The 17979-nt window shown below is 59.1% G+C and carries 20 protein-coding genes and 1 tRNA gene; 14 read left to right on the top strand and 7 right to left on the bottom strand.

The genetic code is table 11. The features are described from left to right. The first annotated feature begins 74 nt into the window (after nucleotides 1-74). Complete coding sequence (locus tag J3P75_RS26075) at nucleotides 75-1403, top strand: Vps62-related protein (protein WP_434708693.1); 1329 nt, start codon at nucleotides 75-77, stop codon at nucleotides 1401-1403. 6 nt (nucleotides 1404-1409) lie between these two features. Here the strand turns inward: J3P75_RS26075 and J3P75_RS26080 are convergent, their stop codons facing one another. Then, complete coding sequence (locus tag J3P75_RS26080; RefSeq protein WP_090280216.1) at nucleotides 1410-2165, bottom strand: substrate-binding periplasmic protein; 756 nt, start codon at nucleotides 2163-2165, stop codon at nucleotides 1410-1412. 282 nt (nucleotides 2166-2447) lie between these two features. Here J3P75_RS26080 and J3P75_RS26085 point away from each other — a divergent pair, with 282 nt between their 5' ends. Next, nucleotides 2448-3935: a trypsin-like serine peptidase gene (locus J3P75_RS26085; protein ID WP_434708694.1), complete on the top strand. Its 1488-nt coding sequence runs from the start codon at nucleotides 2448-2450 to the stop codon at nucleotides 3933-3935. 71 nt (nucleotides 3936-4006) lie between these two features. Here J3P75_RS26085 and hisF read toward each other — a convergent pair whose 3' ends face one another. From hisF to J3P75_RS26115, 6 genes are all read right to left on the bottom strand, one after another. Further along, entirely contained in the window at nucleotides 4007-4777 is a 771-nt protein-coding gene (gene hisF, locus J3P75_RS26090; protein ID WP_007909211.1) for an imidazole glycerol phosphate synthase subunit HisF, read from the bottom strand. Between the two features lie 9 nt (nucleotides 4778-4786). Then, nucleotides 4787-5524 carry a 1-(5-phosphoribosyl)-5-[(5-phosphoribosylamino)methylideneamino]imidazole-4-carboxamide isomerase gene (gene hisA / locus J3P75_RS26095; protein ID WP_095137961.1) on the bottom strand — a complete coding sequence of 246 codons (738 nt, stop codon included), beginning with the start codon at nucleotides 5522-5524 and terminating at the stop codon, nucleotides 4787-4789. A 102-nt stretch (nucleotides 5525-5626) separates the two neighbouring features. Continuing rightward, entirely contained in the window at nucleotides 5627-5887 is a 261-nt protein-coding gene (locus J3P75_RS26100) for a DUF2164 domain-containing protein (RefSeq protein WP_115985281.1), read from the bottom strand. Next, complete coding sequence (gene hisH / locus J3P75_RS26105) at nucleotides 5888-6526, bottom strand: imidazole glycerol phosphate synthase subunit HisH (RefSeq protein WP_203420360.1); 639 nt, start codon at nucleotides 6524-6526, stop codon at nucleotides 5888-5890. After that, nucleotides 6526-7119 (bottom strand): imidazoleglycerol-phosphate dehydratase HisB, encoded by a 594-nt coding sequence (gene hisB / locus J3P75_RS26110; RefSeq protein WP_007909204.1) that lies wholly within the window; start codon nucleotides 7117-7119, stop codon nucleotides 6526-6528. Before hisB ends, hisH begins: the two co-directional genes overlap by 1 nt. 262 nt (nucleotides 7120-7381) lie before the next feature. Continuing rightward, a complete protein-coding gene (locus J3P75_RS26115; RefSeq protein ID WP_434708695.1) occupies nucleotides 7382-9046 on the bottom strand; it encodes an OFA family MFS transporter in 1665 nt (554 codons plus the stop codon). Nucleotides 9047-9271: 225 nt separating this feature from the next. Here J3P75_RS26115 and J3P75_RS26120 point away from each other — a divergent pair, with 225 nt between their 5' ends. The 12 genes from J3P75_RS26120 to vapC all read left to right on the top strand — a co-directional run bounded on the left by J3P75_RS26120 (nucleotide 9272) and on the right by vapC (nucleotide 17927). After that, complete coding sequence (locus J3P75_RS26120; RefSeq protein WP_434708696.1) at nucleotides 9272-9721, top strand: acetyl-CoA sensor PanZ family protein; 450 nt, start codon at nucleotides 9272-9274, stop codon at nucleotides 9719-9721. Nucleotides 9722-9754: 33 nt separating this feature from the next. Continuing rightward, a complete protein-coding gene (locus J3P75_RS26125; RefSeq protein ID WP_434708697.1) occupies nucleotides 9755-11971 on the top strand; it encodes an AsmA family protein in 2217 nt (738 codons plus the stop codon). Beyond that, entirely contained in the window at nucleotides 11968-13035 is a 1068-nt protein-coding gene (gene mutY, locus J3P75_RS26130; protein WP_093106005.1) for an A/G-specific adenine glycosylase, read from the top strand. The genes J3P75_RS26125 and mutY overlap by 4 nt, the downstream gene beginning before the upstream one ends. Beyond that, nucleotides 13032-13304 carry an oxidative damage protection protein gene (locus J3P75_RS26135; RefSeq protein ID WP_434708698.1) on the top strand — a complete coding sequence of 91 codons (273 nt, stop codon included), beginning with the start codon at nucleotides 13032-13034 and terminating at the stop codon, nucleotides 13302-13304. The genes mutY and J3P75_RS26135 overlap by 4 nt, the downstream gene beginning before the upstream one ends. Nucleotides 13305-13395: 91 nt before the next feature. Continuing rightward, nucleotides 13396-13471: transfer RNA gene (locus J3P75_RS26140), tRNA-Phe, on the top strand. Nucleotides 13472-13596: 125 nt separating this feature from the next. Then, nucleotides 13597-13944 (top strand): hypothetical protein, encoded by a 348-nt coding sequence (locus J3P75_RS26145; protein ID WP_434708699.1) that lies wholly within the window; start codon nucleotides 13597-13599, stop codon nucleotides 13942-13944. 179 nt (nucleotides 13945-14123) lie between these two features. After that, the gene (locus J3P75_RS26150) at nucleotides 14124-15182 is read left to right on the top strand and encodes a PDDEXK nuclease domain-containing protein (protein WP_434708700.1); all 1059 of its coding nucleotides are present in this window, start codon (nucleotides 14124-14126) and stop codon (nucleotides 15180-15182) included. Nucleotides 15183-15249: 67 nt separating this feature from the next. Continuing rightward, the gene (locus J3P75_RS26155) at nucleotides 15250-16224 is read left to right on the top strand and encodes an alpha/beta hydrolase family protein (RefSeq protein WP_434708701.1); all 975 of its coding nucleotides are present in this window, start codon (nucleotides 15250-15252) and stop codon (nucleotides 16222-16224) included. A gap of 29 nt (nucleotides 16225-16253) precedes the next feature. Beyond that, nucleotides 16254-16667: a hypothetical protein gene (locus tag J3P75_RS26160; RefSeq protein WP_208939122.1), complete on the top strand. Its 414-nt coding sequence runs from the start codon at nucleotides 16254-16256 to the stop codon at nucleotides 16665-16667. Nucleotides 16668-16673: 6 nt separating this feature from the next. Beyond that, nucleotides 16674-17126: a hypothetical protein gene (locus tag J3P75_RS26165; protein WP_434708702.1), complete on the top strand. Its 453-nt coding sequence runs from the start codon at nucleotides 16674-16676 to the stop codon at nucleotides 17124-17126. Between the two features lie 163 nt (nucleotides 17127-17289). After that, nucleotides 17290-17520 carry a type II toxin-antitoxin system VapB family antitoxin gene (vapB, locus tag J3P75_RS26170; protein ID WP_434708703.1) on the top strand — a complete coding sequence of 77 codons (231 nt, stop codon included), beginning with the start codon at nucleotides 17290-17292 and terminating at the stop codon, nucleotides 17518-17520. Next, complete coding sequence (vapC, locus tag J3P75_RS26175; RefSeq protein WP_434708704.1) at nucleotides 17520-17927, top strand: type II toxin-antitoxin system tRNA(fMet)-specific endonuclease VapC; 408 nt, start codon at nucleotides 17520-17522, stop codon at nucleotides 17925-17927. The genes vapB and vapC overlap by 1 nt, the downstream gene beginning before the upstream one ends. Nucleotides 17928-17979 lie beyond the last annotated feature (52 nt).

Below are 17979 nucleotides of genomic sequence, written 5' to 3' on the forward strand. Positions count from 1 at the left end.
CCCCGTTTCCGATAGTGCGACCTGCAACAGGTCGCGACGCCCTTGCGTCGCTTTTCAACTATCAGGAATTGCAAATGACTACTCATGACAATAGCGTTTTGCCCCCCGCGCACCCGCAACCCATCCGAAACGACAACTTGCTGATCAGCTTTACAACTGAATTTCTGCGTATCTGGGACACCTCCGGTTCTCGGGCAAAACCGGCCGCTTTCTGGCGCCCCGTGCCGGCAGCCGATGTGCTGCCGGGTTATTTTCCGTTGGGCGATGTGGTGATAGACGGCAATCAGAACATCAACGGAAAACATGTGGTGGCCGTGGTTCGCGAGGCTGAAACGCTCGGTATCGATCCCACCAAAGGCACAGCATTGCAGCGCCCGGACAACTACGAGCTGGTCTGGCGAGACTCCGGCTCACGGTCGAAGAAGGACGGCGCGATCTGGAAGCCTGTTCCCCCGCAAGGGTACGTGGCACTGGGTTGGGTTTGCTCCGACGGCCACGAAAAACCTTCTTTCAACGCTGTTCGTTGCGTGCGCGCCGACCTTTTGACCGCGTCCGGCCTGAGTGAAGCGGCATGGTCTGACAGGGGCAGCGGCGCTCGGCAAAGCATCAGCCTGTGGAGCGCGATTACGCCCGCGGCTCGACCTGATGAGATTCACTTGGCGCCCGGTACTTTCATCGGGGTGAACAGCTATACCAGACCGGCGAATTTTGTTGTCCCTGCGTTGCGTATTCCTGTCCTGATGGAGTCCAATCCACGACCTGCCTTGCCGGTACTGGAGAATGGAGCAGCGCCGGTCATGCCGCTGCCAGGGCGACCCACTTTCACCGCTCGACTGCCATGGTTCACGATAAAAGATTCACAGCTCACGCCTCCTCAGCAATTTCGCCAGTCACCTGAATACCTGCTGCAGCGTACGGACCATCATCAACTGGTGGGTCATTGTCACAACGAGGAAAACATTAACAAGACCGTGCGCTGGACCGCGCCACGTCTACAGAAAATCGAGAGCCTGCGCACGTTTGCCAACGCCACTTCGATTGAGCTCGGTGCGCAGTGGCAAAGCAATCAGCCCCGCCCCTTTGTGTTCTCGGCGCGGCTGAACAATGATTTTGCCCAGTGCGAAAGTTACTCCAACGAATGGCTTAACCCGGCACCCATCGAGGTGGCAGCCATCGTGCCCCGAAACAGCTCAATGGCGGTTTATCTGACGCAGAGTGATTACACGCTGCTGCGCACGGACGGCACGCAGGTCGGTAGCAAGATCAGCTACACCGATGGGAAAAATCTGCACTTGAGCCAATACTCGACGCCGCCGCTGAGTGAAACAGTCGTGCCCACTGAGGCATCGCCTGTTCACGAGACGAGTAACGAATCCACAGGCGTGCCGGCAGTAGCGGAGTGACCGCCACTACAGATACCGCCCCATGATCTCGTCGACCACGCCTTCCTTACGCAGTTGATCCAGCGCTGCCTGCAGCCTGGCGACGACCTCATCGGGGACATCCTTGTTCAGCGCCAGATAAAGTTCTGCGCTGTTGAAACGCAGCACGGTTTTCAGGCCACTGACACCCTCCTGCCGGGCCAGATAGCGCCCGGCAGGATCGCCGGTGGCCCACAGATCGATCTGCCCGTTGACCAGTTTCTTCGCATTGTCCTGATCGCGCAGCACCACGATCGGCTTCAGACCTTGCTTGGCCAGGGTCTCGGCAATGGCGTCGCCCTTGTAGGCACCGATTTTGTATTTGCGCGCGTCTTCCAGCGTATCGAGGGTGATCTTGCTGTCAGCCTTGGCCAACAGAATCCAATCGTCCGGCCCGATCGGACCGACCCACTTGAACAGGTTCTCCCGGTCACGCAGACGCGCCATGACGAAGGCGCCGTAACCGGGGTTTTCCAAGGCAAGTTTGTACACCCGCTCCCAAGGGAAGCGCAGCGTCAGGCTGTAGGTGAGGCCGGCACGCTGGAACATTTCGCGCACGATATCGGTAGCAATGCCGCTGATGTTCTCGCCCTGGGCGAAGTTCTTGCCGTTTTTCGCCATGTTGTACGGCGGGAAGTTTTCGGTGAGAAGCACCAGATCGGTATCGGGAGCGTTTTCGGCGCGGGCGGTGTGGATGAGCAACATCGAGGCGCTGGCGAGAACGAGAAGCAGGCGTTTGATCATGTCGGGCTACCGGATTCCATGGCGTGCCCAAGAGTGCCTTGGGTGCGCCATGGTGTCCACTGGCCGGCACGAAATCAATGCACTTCGGCACTGTCGGAAGCGCCAGCAGCAGGTGTTTGTTCAGAGGGAGCCTAATCACCCTTGCTTATTAAAAAGTTGAAAGGCTTTTCAAATAGCATTCGTTTTACATCTCGCCACAGCACAAAAAACATCACTGCAGAGAATCCATTTAGAGTTAGTGAAACCAACTTCTGTCTTTTAACTTTCGGCTAAGGATCGGTCATGAATTGCAAATCAAAAGTGGCAGCAGCTCTCGCTTTTCTGACAACCACCTTCGCTCTAGCGTCCTGTGCATATACTTTCCCGGAACCTGCAGAGCCCATTATTTTGCATAATTCTCATCAGCAGAATAATCACTTGAACGGCATCGGACAGATCATCAAAGGGGACCGTCGTTACTGCACCGCTTTTCTCATCGATAGCCGCGATTCTGACAATGATGCAACGGCCCCCGCGTATATCCTGACCAGTGGACATTGCGCGTCAATCTGGATTGGAACAGTTGCGGACACGGTCTATCAGGGCCAGATACAGTTCAATTACTTTCAAGACACCCTGCTGGACGCCAAGCGCTACAACATTCAAAAGGTCAACTGGGCCAGCCTGGCTGGCACTGATATCGCCGTCATGGAACTGAACAGCTCGCTGCAAGCGGTGATTGCCGACGGCATCAACCCGCTCAAGGCAGCACCAAAAGCGCCTGACAAACTCATCCAGGTCAGGGTCATCGGCGCGCCCTCAAGCGCGCCAGGTCTGAGGCTTTCGTCCTGCACCCAAGAGCCTGCCGACACGACGCTGATCAAATTCCTGACCGTTCATACCGATTACCAGAAACAGGACTGCAAAGGCATCGAACCGGGTTCATCCGGCTCCCCGGTCATGGACATCGCTACAGGGAAAGTCACCGGTGTCATGTCAGGAACCACCTACGCCATCACAGCGAGCGACCTGTGCTTCTGGCATGGGCTCTGTGCAACCCTTGGTCGTCAATCCGTTTTGCCTGATCAGGCCAGCCAGAGTTTTCCGATCGACTATCTGATGCCCTGTTTTTCTGACGGACACTTCAATATCGATGCTCCCGCCTGCTCGCTAAAACCCGACTTCAATTTCAGAGCCAGAACCAACGCAGACGTTACGCTTTATAAAGCGCCTGAGAACGAATATGAAAAGAGGCCAGACTGGGATGTCAGGTTTTCGATGAACACGAACTTTTTCAGATTCAAAACCGTGCGTGACGCACACGCCTGTTACTTGCCAGAACGCTACAGCAACCCGATCGATATAAGCACTGGTCTTGTTGATGCACCGATCGGCAGTGAAGCAGGCTTGTACTATCTGTGCCTGGTGGGTGTCGACTCAGTTGATTATCAACTCAGCGAGGGGAAATTACGCAACACACAGATCCTGCCGGCGCGCCTGGTCAAGCCAGGCGGGATTTCATTGCCTGAACCAGCACCTGAGATGAAGCACGGCACTGAAGATCTTTTGGTTGAATATCGTCAGAACACGGGGCGCAATATCTGGACTCAGATCTACGTTGGGGCCGTCGGTTCAACAGACTGCGCCGGCATCGAATCGAGAAGCTACACCAAGATAGGCGACAGCTTTCTGGTACCCAACGAAGCCCTGCCGTTGACGCTGTGCAGCTACACCATGGATCGCGATTTCAATACTTCTGCCGTACGCACGGAGATCTTGCCAAAACCTTGACCCCGTCGGCTGCAAGCCGGGCGGTGAGTAACCCGCATGGGTTCCGCCCGGCAATTGCAGACGCAGCGCGATCAGCGCATCACGATGCCGCGTTTGGCCATATACGCCTTGGCTTCCTGCACGGTGTATTCGCCGAAATGGAAAATACTCGCCGCCAGCACGGCGCTGGCGTGACCTTCGAGGATGCCGTCGGCCAGATGCTGCAGGTTGCCGACACCGCCGGAAGCGATCACCGGGATACCCAGCGCGTCACTGATTGCGCGGGTCACGCCGAGGTCGAAGCCGTTTTTCATGCCGTCCTGATCCATGCTGGTCAGGAGAATTTCACCGGCACCGAGGCCTTCCATTTTCTTCGCCCACTCGACCGCGTCGAGGCCGGTTGGCTTGCGCCCGCCATGGGTGAAAATCTCCCAGCGCGGGGTTTCGCCGGGGCCGGAAACCTTTTTCGCGTCGATGGCAACGACGATGCACTGCGAGCCGAAATGCTGCGCCGCTTCACCGACGAATTCCGGATTGAACACGGCGGCGGTATTGATCGACACCTTGTCCGCGCCGGCATTGAGCAGGTTGCGGATGTCCTGCACGGTGCGCACGCCACCGCCGACGGTCAGCGGGATGAACACCTGGCTGGCCATGCGCTCAACGGTATGCAGCGTGGTATCACGGCCATCGACGCTGGCAGTGATGTCGAGAAAGGTAATCTCGTCGGCACCCTGCTCGTCGTAGCGACGGGCGATTTCCACCGGGTCACCGGCGTCGCGGATGTTCTCGAACTTCACACCTTTGACGACCCGGCCGTTGTCCACGTCCAGGCAAGGGATGATGCGTTTGGCCAGCGCCATGGTCAGTCCTCAGCCTTGGTACGAATCGCAGAAAGCTTGCGCTTCGGCGACGTCGAGAGTGCCTTCGTAGATCGCGCGACCCGTGATGGCGCCGATGATGCCCGGTGCCTTGGCGTCGAGCAGCGACTTGATGTCACCCAGATTGTGGATGCCGCCGGACGCAATGACCGGGATCTTCGTCGCCGCAGCCAGCGCAGCGGTGAACGGTACGTTGCAGCCCTGCATCATGCCGTCTTTGGCGATGTCGGTATAAACGATCGACGAGACGCCATCGGCTTCAAACTGCTTGGCCAGGTCAATGACCTGCACGGTGCTGATTTCTGCCCAGCCATCGGTGGCGACGAAACCGTCCTTGGCGTCGAGGCCGACGATGATCTTGCCCGGAAACGCGCGGCAGGCTTCGGCGACGAAGGCCGGATCTTTCACGGCTTTGGTGCCGATGATCACGTAGCTGACGCCGGCCTTGACGTAATGCTCGATGGTTTCCAGCGAACGGATGCCGCCGCCGATCTGGATCGGCAGGTTCGGGTAGCGCTTGGCGATTGCGGTGACCACTTCGCCGTTGACCGGCTGGCCTTCGAAAGCACCGTTCAGATCGACCAGATGCAGACGGCGGCAACCGCCCTCCACCCACTTGGCAGCCATGCTCACCGGGTCATCGGAGAACACCGTGGAATCTTCCATGCGGCCCTGGCGCAGACGTACGCAGGCACCGTCCTTGAGATCGATAGCGGGAATAATCAGCATGCTTTTTCCTTCGTCAAAGAGCTGCAAGCTGCAAGCTATAAGCTGCAAGCACGCATGTGTGACTGTTTCTTGCAGCTGGTAGCTTGAAGCTCGCCGCTGCTCCTAATTTTTTTCGAGCGCCCACAGGTCGCTTTCGATGCTTTCAAACCGCTCTTTGAGTTGGGTCTGCACATCGAAAATCGCCCTGTTGTAATAGTGCGGAGCAATTTCGCGGGTAAACAGCTCAAGAATTTCCGCCGCTTCGAACGAACCCAGGTCCAGTTCGAAACGGTCTTCCATGAACCGCTGAATCTTGCGATTGGCCTCGCTCTCCTGTTCGGGAGTGAGGGTCAGAATCGGCGGCTTGGACTTCTTGGCGGCCATTTACCAGCGACCGTCCCACGCGGCGAAGTTCTGCAGCAACTGCAGGCCATGGGTATGGCTTTTCTCCGGGTGGAACTGCACGGCGAAACGCGAGCCATCGGCCAGCGCTGCGGCAAAATCGACACCGTAGTGACCGCCACCGACCACCTGCCGCGCGTTGGCGGCGGCGATGTAGTAGCTGTGCACGAAGTAGAAACGCGCCATGTCCGGAATGTCATGCCACAGCGGGTGGCTGACCTTCTGCTTTACTTCGTTCCAGCCCATGTGCGGGACTTTCAGGTGCTCGCCGTCTTCATGCAGGTCTTTGCCGAAGAATTTCACCGCACCGGGAAACAGGCCGATGCAGTCGACGCCATCGTTCTCTTCGCTGGTATCGAGCAAGGCTTGCATGCCGACACAGATGCCGAGAAACGGGCGATCCTGGCTGACTTCACGCACCAGCGAGTCGAAACCGAGGCGACGGATCTCCGCCATGCAATCGCGAATCGCGCCCACACCGGGAAACACCACGCGGTCGGCTTCGCGGATCACTTCCGCATCGCTGGTGATCAGCACCTTGCCCGCGCCGACGTGTTCCAGCGCCTTGGCCACCGAGTGCAGGTTGCCCATGCCGTAGTCGATAACTGCGACCGTCTGCATTACAGCACGCCTTTGGTCGAAGGCATCTGCCCGGCCATGCGCTCGTCCAGCTCGACGGCCATGCGCAGCGCGCGGCCGAAAGCCTTGAACACGGTTTCGATCTGGTGGTGAGTGTTGGTGCCGCGCAGGTTGTCGATGTGCAGGCTGACCAGTGCATGGTTGACGAAGCCCTGGAAGAATTCCTGGAACAGGTCAACGTCGAAGCCGCCCACGGTAGCGCGGGTGTACGGCACGTGCATCTGCAGACCCGGGCGACCGGAGAAATCGATCACCACGCGTGACAGCGCTTCATCGAGCGGCACGTAGGCGTGGCCGTAGCGACGGATGCCTTTCTTGTCGCCGATGGCTTTGGCGAACGCCTGGCCGAGGGTGATACCGACGTCTTCCACCGTGTGATGGTCGTCGATATGCAGATCGCCCTTGCATTCGATATCCAGGTCGATCAACCCGTGACGGGCGATCTGATCCAGCATGTGCTCAAGAAAAGGAACACCGATATCGAATCGGGCCTTTCCGGTGCCATCAAGGTTGATCGAGGCTTTGATCTGGGTTTCCAGAGTGTCGCGCTCGACAGACGCCTTACGTTCGGCCATCACCAGCTCCGCAAAATCATTGGGCGAAAAAGGCAGCCATTATAGGCACGCGGGGAGCAAACAGAAACACGAGAGGTGAGATGGCTGACGGATAGAACGCCCGGCGGTCGCGGGTAGACATGTCCATACAAGCCATTACGGACACACAAAACAACTGTAGGAGTGAGCCTGCTCGCGATGAGGGCCTCCCAGTCACCATTTTTGTGACTGTCAGACCGCTATCGCGAGCAGGCTCACTCCTACAGGGATACAGCGTTTTTACTTAGTGAAACAGTACCGCCGTCTTCTGCAGGGTCACCCACACACCCCATGCCAACGGAATACCGACCACCAGCCACGCAGCGATTGCCAGTGGCTTGCTGCCCGGTGCGGCTTTCCACTCAAGGACGGTGCTGGCATCAGCCCCCTTGTCGTGGCCCAGCGCCTGTTCGGCCGCCAGCTCAGCGTCGGTCATGAAGTACTTGTCGGCCACCGGGCGCACCATCAGGTTGCACAGGAAGCCCAGCACCAGCAGGCCGGCGAGGATGTACAGGGTGATGTCGTAAGCGGCAGCGCGTTCAACGCCGATGCTCAACTGATATTCACGCAAGTAGTTCACCAGCACCGGACCCAGCACACCAGCGGCAGCCCAGGCAGTCAGCAGACGACCGTGGATCGCGCCGACCATCTGCGTACCGAACAGGTCCGCCAGATAGGCCGGTACCGTGGCGAAACCACCGCCGTACATCGACAGAATGATGCAGAAAGCCGCCACGAACAGCGCAACGTTACCCAGATGCCCCATGTTCGGAATCAGCGCGTACAGGGCAAAACCCAGGGCGAAGAACACGAAGTAAGTGTTTTTGCGGCCCAGGTAGTCCGAGAACGAAGCCCAGAAGAAGCGGCCACCGATGTTGAACAGACTCAGCAGACCGGTAAAACCGGCAGCGATCGCGGCGATCGAAGCCAGCTGACCCGCGTCGAGTTGGCCGAACGGCACGTCAACGCCCAGCAGCTTGCCGCCGAACACTTCCTGCAGCAGCGGCGAAGCCATGCCGAGGATGCCGATACCGGCAGATACGTTCAGGCACAGCACCAGCCACACCAGACGGAATTGCGGGGTTTTCCACGCTACGTTCACGTGCACGTGACGGTTGGTGATCATCGCGTTCGACGCTTTCTTCGCCGGCGCGGTCCAGCTTTCAGGCTTCCAGCCGGTTGGCGGCACGCGGTAGGACAGTGCGCCACCGATCATGAACACGAAGTAGATCGCGGCCATGGCCACGAAGCTCTGCCAAACGCCCACGCCTTCAGCCGAAGCAAAGTGACTCATCAGCGCAGTGGCCAACGGTGCGCCGACCATCGCGCCGCCCCCGAAGCCCATGATCGCCATGCCGGTTGCCATGCCGCGCTTGTCCGGGAACCACTTGATCAGGGTCGACACTGGCGAGATATAGCCCAGGCCCAGCCCGATACCACCGATCACCCCGGAGCCGATCCACATCAGCCAGATCTGGTGGGTATAGATACCCAGCGCCGAGATCAACAGACCGCCGCACCAGCACAGAGCCGAAACCACGCCTGCCTTGCGTGGCCCGGCATGTTCCAGCCAGCCACCCCAGATCGCTGCCGAGCAGCCGAGGAAGATGAAGAACAGCGTGTAGATCCAGCCGAGCATGGAGATCGGCCAGTCGCAGTTCGAAGAAAATACCTGTGCGATGAAACTCATGTCCGGTGCGCAAGCCACCGGAGCGGTAACGCCCAGCGCCTTGGACAACGGCAACCAGAACACCGAAAAGCCGTAGGCCATGCCGATGCACAGGTGAATGGCCAAAGCGGCCGGTGGAACCAGCCAGCGGTTGAAACCGGGCTTGGCGATGATGCGCTCCTTGGACAGGAACGCAGGCTGGTCGGCGCGCAGGCCGTCCGCCGTGATGCTCGTGCTCATTGTGTATCCCCCAATTGTTAGTATGGTTCGCCAGCCACTGCTCACCCTCGGCCTTATGCACGCAGGCATGACCGTTTTTTTCAGGTGAAGCTCCTTGAAGGCGCGACGTTAAGTCGCAGACGGGCGGACGAACTGGCGAAGGTTACCATTCTCAGGTGACAGAAAAACCAAACTGATATCACCTTTTTTCAAGTCATCTGTTCTCGTACCACTCAGGAAACGACCATGCCGATCACCGTCCAGGTGCTACAAGACGCCAGTTATCAGGATCAGCAGGACTTGCAGAAGATCTATCGCGACGCGCCGCCATGGCTGTACGCACCGTTTTCCGGGGCGTGCGGACTGATCGAAAGCAGCCTCGCCGACGGCGCTCTGATCGCCGGACGCTTCAACGATCGCTTGCTCGGTGCCGGACGCCTGCAAAGGCACCACGACGTCTGGTACTTGTCCCATTTATGCGTACGAAAAGTTACCCGCCGTCGCGGAGTCGCCGAGCGGCTGGTGAACCAAGCGCAGGAAATGGCGTCGCAAGCGGGGGCCGAATTGCGCCTGCTCGCGCCCGCCGGGCAGGTCGAAGCGCAAGCCCTCGCGGCCAAACTCCACCTAACGCTGGACGTACTGGCAACAGGACGCCACAGCGAACCGGGCCATTGCAGCGCTATACTCCCCGGCTAATTTACGAATTCGACTCACTACAAGGACTCGCCCATGAAAGCGTTCGGCAAAATCCTGGGTCTGGTGCTTCTCGGGTTGTTGCTGATCATCGTGGCGGCAGGCTTTGCCCTGACCCACCTCTTCGATCCCAACGACTACAAAGACGAGATCCGCCAGATAGCTCGCGACAAGGCCCACATCGAGCTGACGCTCAATGGCGATATCGGCTGGAGCCTGTTCCCGTGGCTCGGCCTGGAATTGCACGAGGCCAGCGTCGCCACCCTGGCAAAACCTGCCGAACCGTTCGCCGACCTGCAGATGCTCGGCCTGTCGGTACGCGTGCTGCCGCTGCTACGCCGCGAAGTGCAAATGAGCGATGTCCGCGTCGAGGGCCTGAACTTGCGCCTGAACCGCGACAAGAACGGTCACGGCAATTGGGAAGACATCGGCAAGGTGCCGGTTGCGCCTGGCACAACGCCCCCGGCCAAAACTGACGCGCCTGCCAGCGAACCGACCGTCGCCGTGGAAAAACCGGCGCAGCCTATCCGCCTCGACATCGACAGCCTGACCGTCAACAACGCCCGCGTTGAATACACCGACGAGCTGACCGGCAAGCAGTTCAGCGCCGAAAGCATTCAGTTGAGCACCGGTCCGGTCCATGACTCGACCAATATTCCGGTAAAAGCCACCGCGTTTCTCGGCACCAATCAACCGGTGCTGCGTGTGCGCACCGAGCTCAGCGGCGAGCTGCGTTTCGAGCGCGCCGTACAGCGCTACAAATTCGAAGATTTGAAGTTGTCCGGCGAACTGGCCGGCGACCCGCTGCAAGGCAAGACCATGACCTTCGCGGCGCAAGGGCAGTTATTGCTGGATAAAGCGGCGAACGTCGCCGAATGGACCGGCATCAAGATTTCCGCCAACCAGCTACGCGCCTTGGGCGAACTGAAAGCCAACGACCTCGACAAGACGCCGCGGATCAGCGGCGGCATCTCGATTGCCCAGTTCGATCTGGCGAAATTCGTCGACGGCGTCGGTCAGACTCTGCCGGCCATGGCTGAGGGCAGTCTGAGCAAGGTTGAACTGGTCAGCCGCATCGCGGCCACGCCCAGCAGCATCGCCTTCGACAACATCAACCTGAAGCTCGACGACAGCAGCATCAGCGGCCGCATCGCCGTGGAAGACTTCGCCAAGCAATCGCTGCGGATGATCCTCAAGGCCGACACCTTCAACGCCGACCGTTATCTGCCGCCAAAATCGGCGCAGGCCAACAGCGCCACGCAAACGCGTCAGGCCGAAGTCGCCAGCACCGAGGCCGGAGCCGTCGCAGGCACCACGCCGCTGCCGGACAAACCGAGCAAAACCGCCTGGAGCACCGAGCGCCTGCTGCCAGTCGACCGTCTGGCCAAGCTCGATGTAGACGCTGACCTTAGCTTCGGCCAACTGACCCTCGACAAGCTGCCGATCGACAACGCCGCGCTCAAGGCCAGCGGTCAGGGCGGCCTGCTGACCCTGACCAACCTCAGCGGCGACTTGTACAACGGTGGATTCGTCGCCAACGGCACACTCGACGTGCGTCCGAGCGCACCGGTGCTGAATCTGCAGACCCGACTCAATCGCGTCCCCGCCGAAAAGATCATCGAAAGCCAAGGCAAGAACCCGCCGGTCAAAGGCCTGGTGACGCTCACCAGCAGCCTCACCGGCAGCGGCAACAGCCAGCAGGCACTGATCGACACGCTGAACGGCAACGCCAGCTTCGTCATCAACAACGGCGTGCTGCTCAATGCCAACCTTGAGCAGCAATTGTGCAAAGGCATCGCCACGCTCAATCGCAAAACCCTCAGCGGCGAGCCGCGCGGCAAGGACACGCCGTTCGAAGAGCTCAAGGGCAACCTGACGGTGCGCAACGGCGTCGCCAGCAACCCGGACCTGAAAGTGCGCATCCCCGGCATGACCGTCAACGGTGACGGCGACATAGACCTGCGCGTCCTCGGCATGGATTACCGAGTCGGCATCATCGTCGAAGGCGACACCAGCGCCATGCCTGACCCGGCCTGTCAGGTCGGCGAAAAATTCGTCGGCGTCGAATGGCCGCTGCGCTGCCGCGGCCCGCTGGAACTCGGCGCCAAGGCCTGCCGCATCGACAATGACCGGCTCGGTCAGGTCGCGAGCAAAATGGCCGGCGACAAGCTCAGCGAAAAGATCGACGAAAAACTGGGCGACAAAGTCAGCCCGGAACTGAAGAACGCATTGAAGGGGCTGTTCAAGCGATGACAGCGGAGCAGTTTTCCAGCGCGGTGCTCGATTGGTTCGACCGCCACGGCCGCCATGATCTGCCTTGGCAACAGAACATCAACCCGTATCGGGTATGGGTGTCGGAGATCATGTTGCAGCAGACCCAGGTCAGCACGGTGCTCAATTATTTTGATCGCTTCATGACCGCGCTGCCCACCGTTGAAGCGCTGGCCGCCGCACCGGAAGACGAAGTGCTGCATCTGTGGACCGGGCTGGGTTACTACACTCGCGCGCGCAATTTGCAGAAGACCGCGAAGATCGTCGTCAGCCAGTACGGCGGTGAGTTTCCACGCGACGTTGAAAAACTCACCGAATTGCCCGGCATCGGCCTGTCCACGGCAGGCGCCATCGCCAGCATCAGCATGGGCCTGCGCGCGCCGATCCTCGATGGCAACGTCAAACGCGTGCTGGCGCGCTTCACCGCGCAGGAGGGTTACCCCGGCGAGCCGAAGGTCGCCAAACAGCTGTGGGCCAACGCTGAGCGCTTCACCCCGCATGATCGGGTCAACGCCTACACCCAGGCGATGATGGATCTCGGCGCCACTCTTTGCACGCGCAGCAAACCGAGCTGCCTGCTGTGCCCGCTGGAGCGTGGCTGCGAAGCGCACATGCTCGGTCTGGAAACCCGTTACCCGATTCCCAAGCCGCGCAAAGCCATCCCGCAGAAGCGCACGCTGATGCCGATGCTCGCCAACGGTGAAGGCGCGATTCTGCTTTATCGCCGCCCTTCGACAGGCCTGTGGGGCGGCTTGTGGAGCCTGCCGGAGCTGGATGATCTGGACGATCTGCAACATCTGGCCGATCAGCACTCGCTGACCATGGGCCAGCAGCAGGCGCTGCCAAGCCTTGTCCACACCTTCAGCCATTTCCAGTTGTCCATCGAACCCTGGCTGGTTCAGGTGCAGGAAGCCGCCCATCACGTGGCCGAGGCCGACTGGCTCTGGTATAACCTCGCCACCCCGCCGCGCCTGGGCCTCGCCGCCCCGGTCAAGACCTTGCTCGAACGCGCGGCCGCCGTCTTGAATGCAGGAGTATCACCATGACCCGCACCGTAATGTGCCGCAAGTACAAAGAACAACTCGAAGGCCTCGAGAAAGCACCGTTCCCCGGCGCCAAGGGCCAGGACATCTACGAAAACGTGTCCGCCAAGGCCTGGGGCGACTGGCAGAAACACCAGACCCTGCTGATCAACGAAAAGCGCCTGAACATGATGAACGCCGAGGACCGCAAATTCCTTCAGGGCGAAATGGACAAGTACTTCTCCGGCGAGGAATACGCCAAGGCCGAAGGCTACGTGCCGCCATCCGAATAACCCGGGCTTTTCGTAAGCGACGGAATTAATTTAAGAAATTTTCAAAAAGTCGTTGACGTAAATCCGAAAAACCCTTTTAATGCGCCCCGTTGCCCAGATAGCTCAGTCGGTAGAGCAGGGGATTGAAAATCCCCGTGTCGGCGGTTCGATTCCGTCTCTGGGCACCAAATACCGAAAACCCTGAATCGAAAGATTCAGGGTTTTTTTATGCCTGCGATTTAGTCAGGGTAGTTTCCCGCCCCTTTATCCGCGCTACCATCAGCACCCCTTACGGAAGAGGGCTATCCCCGCGATGAACCAGAAACGAACCCGCGTGCCCCTGCCCCATCCGCCGCAGCACCAGGAAAGCCTGGCGTCCAGAGGGCTGGCAATCATGATTTGCCTGTTTCTGATCGGTACCGGCGCGCTGTTGGGTTACTCGGCCATCGACGGCGTTATCCACGAGACGATCAGCACCGCCACGCGCGGCGGGCCAGCCAAGGTTTACAGCCTCGCCGGGCAGCCGGGCGCGTACTGGTTTCATGTCGTACTTCAAGGTCTGTTCGGCGTCTTGCTGCTGGCCGCGGGCCTGGCGTGGCACAGACTGACGCGCATCGACAAACCTGCGGCCAGAACCAAACGCAAATCGCCTTCGCGTTAACGGTTGTCCTCAAGCGTACGAAATGGACTACAGACGTCAGCCCGGCAAAGCTTCGGTGCCCGGCGACGTCCTGCAATGGCAATCTCTTCTTCCTGCGGACTTCACCGTCTCCCCCGACATACTCAAACGGCGACAATCGTCATGCTTTTGCGTCTGTTCACTCTGACGCGGAAGACCCGATGAGCCAGCTAAAACCTGCCGACACGCAAGACCCGAAAATCGATTCACTGCTGGGGGAGCTGGGCGAGTTGATTCGCCAGGCGCGGCAAAAAGTGCTGCGCGCGGTTGATACGATTCAAGTGCAGACTTGCTCGCAGATCGGCCGGCATATTGTCGAATTCGAACAGAAGGGCGCCCAGCGTGCGGGTTATGGTCAGCGGTTGCTGGCGCTACTGGCGAAGGATCTGACGGAGCAGTTCGGGAAGGGCTTTGATGCTTCCAATCTGCGCTACATGCGCCTCTTTTATCAGGCGTTTCCAATTCGTGACGCACTGCGTCACGAATTGAGCTGGACCCATTACCGTCGCCTGCTACGCGTCGAAAACGAAAAAGCGCGCCTGTGGTACATGAATGAATGCGCCGACCTCAACTGGTCAAGCCGCGCCCTTGATCGACAGATCCTGACGCTCTACTACGAGCGCCTGCTCATGAGCCAGGACAAAACCGAAGTGGTCGAGGAAGCGACCACCAACATCAATGCGATGAAATGCAATCCACGGGAATTCATTCGCGATCCGGTCATGCTCGAATTCCTCGGCCTGCCCTCAGCAGGAAAAGTCAGGGAAAGCGGACTCGAACAAGCTCTTATCGACCACCTGCAAAGCTTTCTGCTTGAACTGGGCAAAGGCTTTTCCTTTGTCGCTCAGCAACAACGCATCAGCACTGACGGCGTTGATCTCTACATCGATCTGGTGTTCTACAACTACCTGCTCAAGTGCTTCGTGATCATCGACCTCAAACGCGGCAAGCTCAGCGCCCGCGACGTCGGGCAGATGGACATGTACGTGCGCATGTACGACGAGCTCAAGCGCAGCGAGGGCGACAAGCCGACTGTCGGCATCATTCTGAGCGCCGAGAGCAACGACTCGGTTGCGCGCTATTCGATGCTCAAAGGCAATGAGCAACTGTTCGCCAGCAGTTACAAAACGATATTGCCGAGCGAAGAAGAGTTACGTGCCGAACTGAACCGCGAACAGGCGCTGATTGAAGAACGCCTGCTCACCCAATCCGCTGAATAAACCGGCTGGATTGTTCACAGACACCACTGCGACTATCGTTGGCAACTCTCCGCCGAGGTCGCGCGCCATGAGCAGTCAGCACACAACCGAACTGGAAGACGCCGAATTGAGCCAACCGGTTTTGACTGCAAGCGAAGGTATTGCCTTCAACGAAACCGCCGACGACGGCTATGCACTCGGCGGTTTCACCTGGCGCCACACCTCACCCGACCCGCAACGCCCGGTCGTCATCATCAACGCCGCCACGTCTGTGCGCTGTCGCCACTACTCACGATTCGCAGCCTATCTGTTCAGCCATGGTTTCGACGTGATGACCTACGACTATCGCGGCATCGGCGAATCACGCCGCGCTTCGCTCAAAGGCTTGAACGCGTCATGGACCGACTGGGGCGCGCTGGATTTCCAGGCGATGCTCAAACGGGCGCAGCGGGAGTTTCCCGGGCAGCCGATCGATGTGGTCGGCCACAGTTTCGGCGGTTGCGCGGCGGGGCTGGCCGAATCCGGGAGAGCCATCCGACGGCTGGTCACCGTCGGCGCACAGTTTGCGTACTGGCGCGATTACGCTCCCGAGCAGCGCTGGCGCATGTTCGGCAAATGGCATGTAGTCATGCCTTTGCTGACGCTGCTCTACGGTTATTTTCCCGGTAAGCGGCTCGGCTGGCTGGAAGACACACCGAAGGGCGTTGTACGCGACTGGAGCACGCCTGCCGCGCGTTTCGAGCAGCGCCCGAGCGGTCGCGCCCTGTTGCGGAAAACTGGCGCCCTGCCCTTCGCCAATGTCCATGCACAAACTCTGGCCATCAGCATCAGCGACGACCCTTACGGCACGATCCCGGCCATCGAACGCCTGCTCGGCTACTTCAGCAACGCGGCAAAAACCCACCTGCGTATCGAGCCGCGGGACATCGGCGAACGACAAGTCGGACATTTCGCCTTTTTTCGCAGCGCATACCAAGCCACACTATGGCCCATCGCTCTGACCTGGCTGCAGACCGGCGCACTGACCCCCGACACACCCGGACGGCAAGTCCCGCGCAGCTGAGCCCTTCCCAACGCACGACGGAACACACCATGGCCTCCGCCAACAAGCAGCAAAAACGCGCCGCCCGGGCCAAGACCAAGGCCAAACAGAATCGCACCAAACGCGCCGAGGCGCCGGTCGAACTGGACCCGAACGACGACCGCATCGACTTCGAATCGGTGGACCTCACCGAGCTGTTCAAGAAAATGATCGATGCCGAGAAGATCAGCCAGCAAGCGATGTGCAGCGCATTCCTCGAAGACCCGCTGCTGGAGCTGGTCTATGAGCAGGAAGGCGAAGAAGGCGCGATGGATTTCATCCTCGCCGCGCTGATCGAATATCGCCAGTGGTCGCAGGAAACCGACGAGGCCGGCGCGCTGGCGTGGATCGAATCCCCGGCCTTCCAGGCCGACTATGTGGCCGCGTCCGACGCGATCGCCGCACAAACCCAACAGAAGAACTGAGTACCCATGGCATCCCTGAACAAGCAACAGAAACGCGCCAAACGCGCCAAAGCCAAAGCCAAGCAAATCCGCATGGTCGGCCGTAAACCGCTGGATCAGGACGAAGACCTCGGCCACCTCGCCGAGCCGATTCCGGAATACACCCTGGCGATGTTCAGCAAAATGCGCGACGCCGAAGCTGTCAGCCGCAACGAGATGCTGCTGACGCTGCTGCGCGAACTGGCCTTCATCATCGTCGACCATCCTGAACTGCTCGACATGGAAAACGCCGACAACGAAGGCATGGCCGCCACCCACCTGGCCGCCGACATGCTGATCGACTATCGCATGTGGGCCGACGGCATAACCATCGAAGAAGCCCAGGCCTGGCTGAGCGAACCGCAGTTCATCTCCGATTTCGGGGTGGCGCTGGATGCTTATGGCAAATCGGTGGACTCGCCGGAAGAAAAGAGCGAATAAATCCTGCGCAGAAACAAAAACGGCCGCTCGTCATCCCTGACAGCGGCCGTTTTTTTGGGCGACTTGGCGACCCTTGATCGGACGACGCGGTATATCCCATTGACATATCCCAAGTAAAACCTATTCTTGAAATCGTTAGAGGAGCAGCCCCAAGAGGTCAAATATGGAACAGACGACAATATTCATGAGCAATAGAAGCCAAGCCGTTCGATTGCCAAAGGCAGTTGCGATGCCCGGAGACGTTAAACGAGTGGAAGTCATCGCGATCGGCAGAACGCGCGTTATTACGCCTGCTGGTGAAAGCTGGGATAGTTGGTTTGATGGTGATGGCGTCACGACTGACTTTATGGCTACCCGTGAGCAGCCCTCCGATCAGGAGCGCGAGTCGTTCTGATGATCAAATACATGCTGGATACCAACATCTGCATTTTCACTATCAAGAGCAAACCGCAAATTGTCCGAGAGGCTTTCAATCGTCATTCCGGGCAGTTGTGCATTAGCGCTATCACGCTAATGGAGCTTATTTACGGAGCTGAAAAGTCGGCGGCTCCAGAAAAGAATCTGGCCGTTGTCGAAGGATTCGTTGCGCGATTGGATGTGTTGCCTTTCGACAATGACGCAGCAGCTCAGACCGGTATGATTCGATCCGAACTTGCGAAAGCTGGAACACCGATCGGGCCATACGACCAAATGATTGCAGGCCACGCGAGGTCGCTTGGTCTTATCGTAGTGACGAACAATGTGCGCGAGTTTGAGCGTGTTCCTGGTTTGCGGATTGAGGACTGGGTTCAACCCGAATGAGAGGAAAAAATCGGCCGCTCGTCATCCCTGACAGCGGCCGTTTTCACATCGC

It is taken from the genome of Pseudomonas sp. R1-1 (genome assembly GCF_051132135.1).
Lineage (GTDB): Bacteria > Pseudomonadota > Gammaproteobacteria > Pseudomonadales > Pseudomonadaceae > Aquipseudomonas.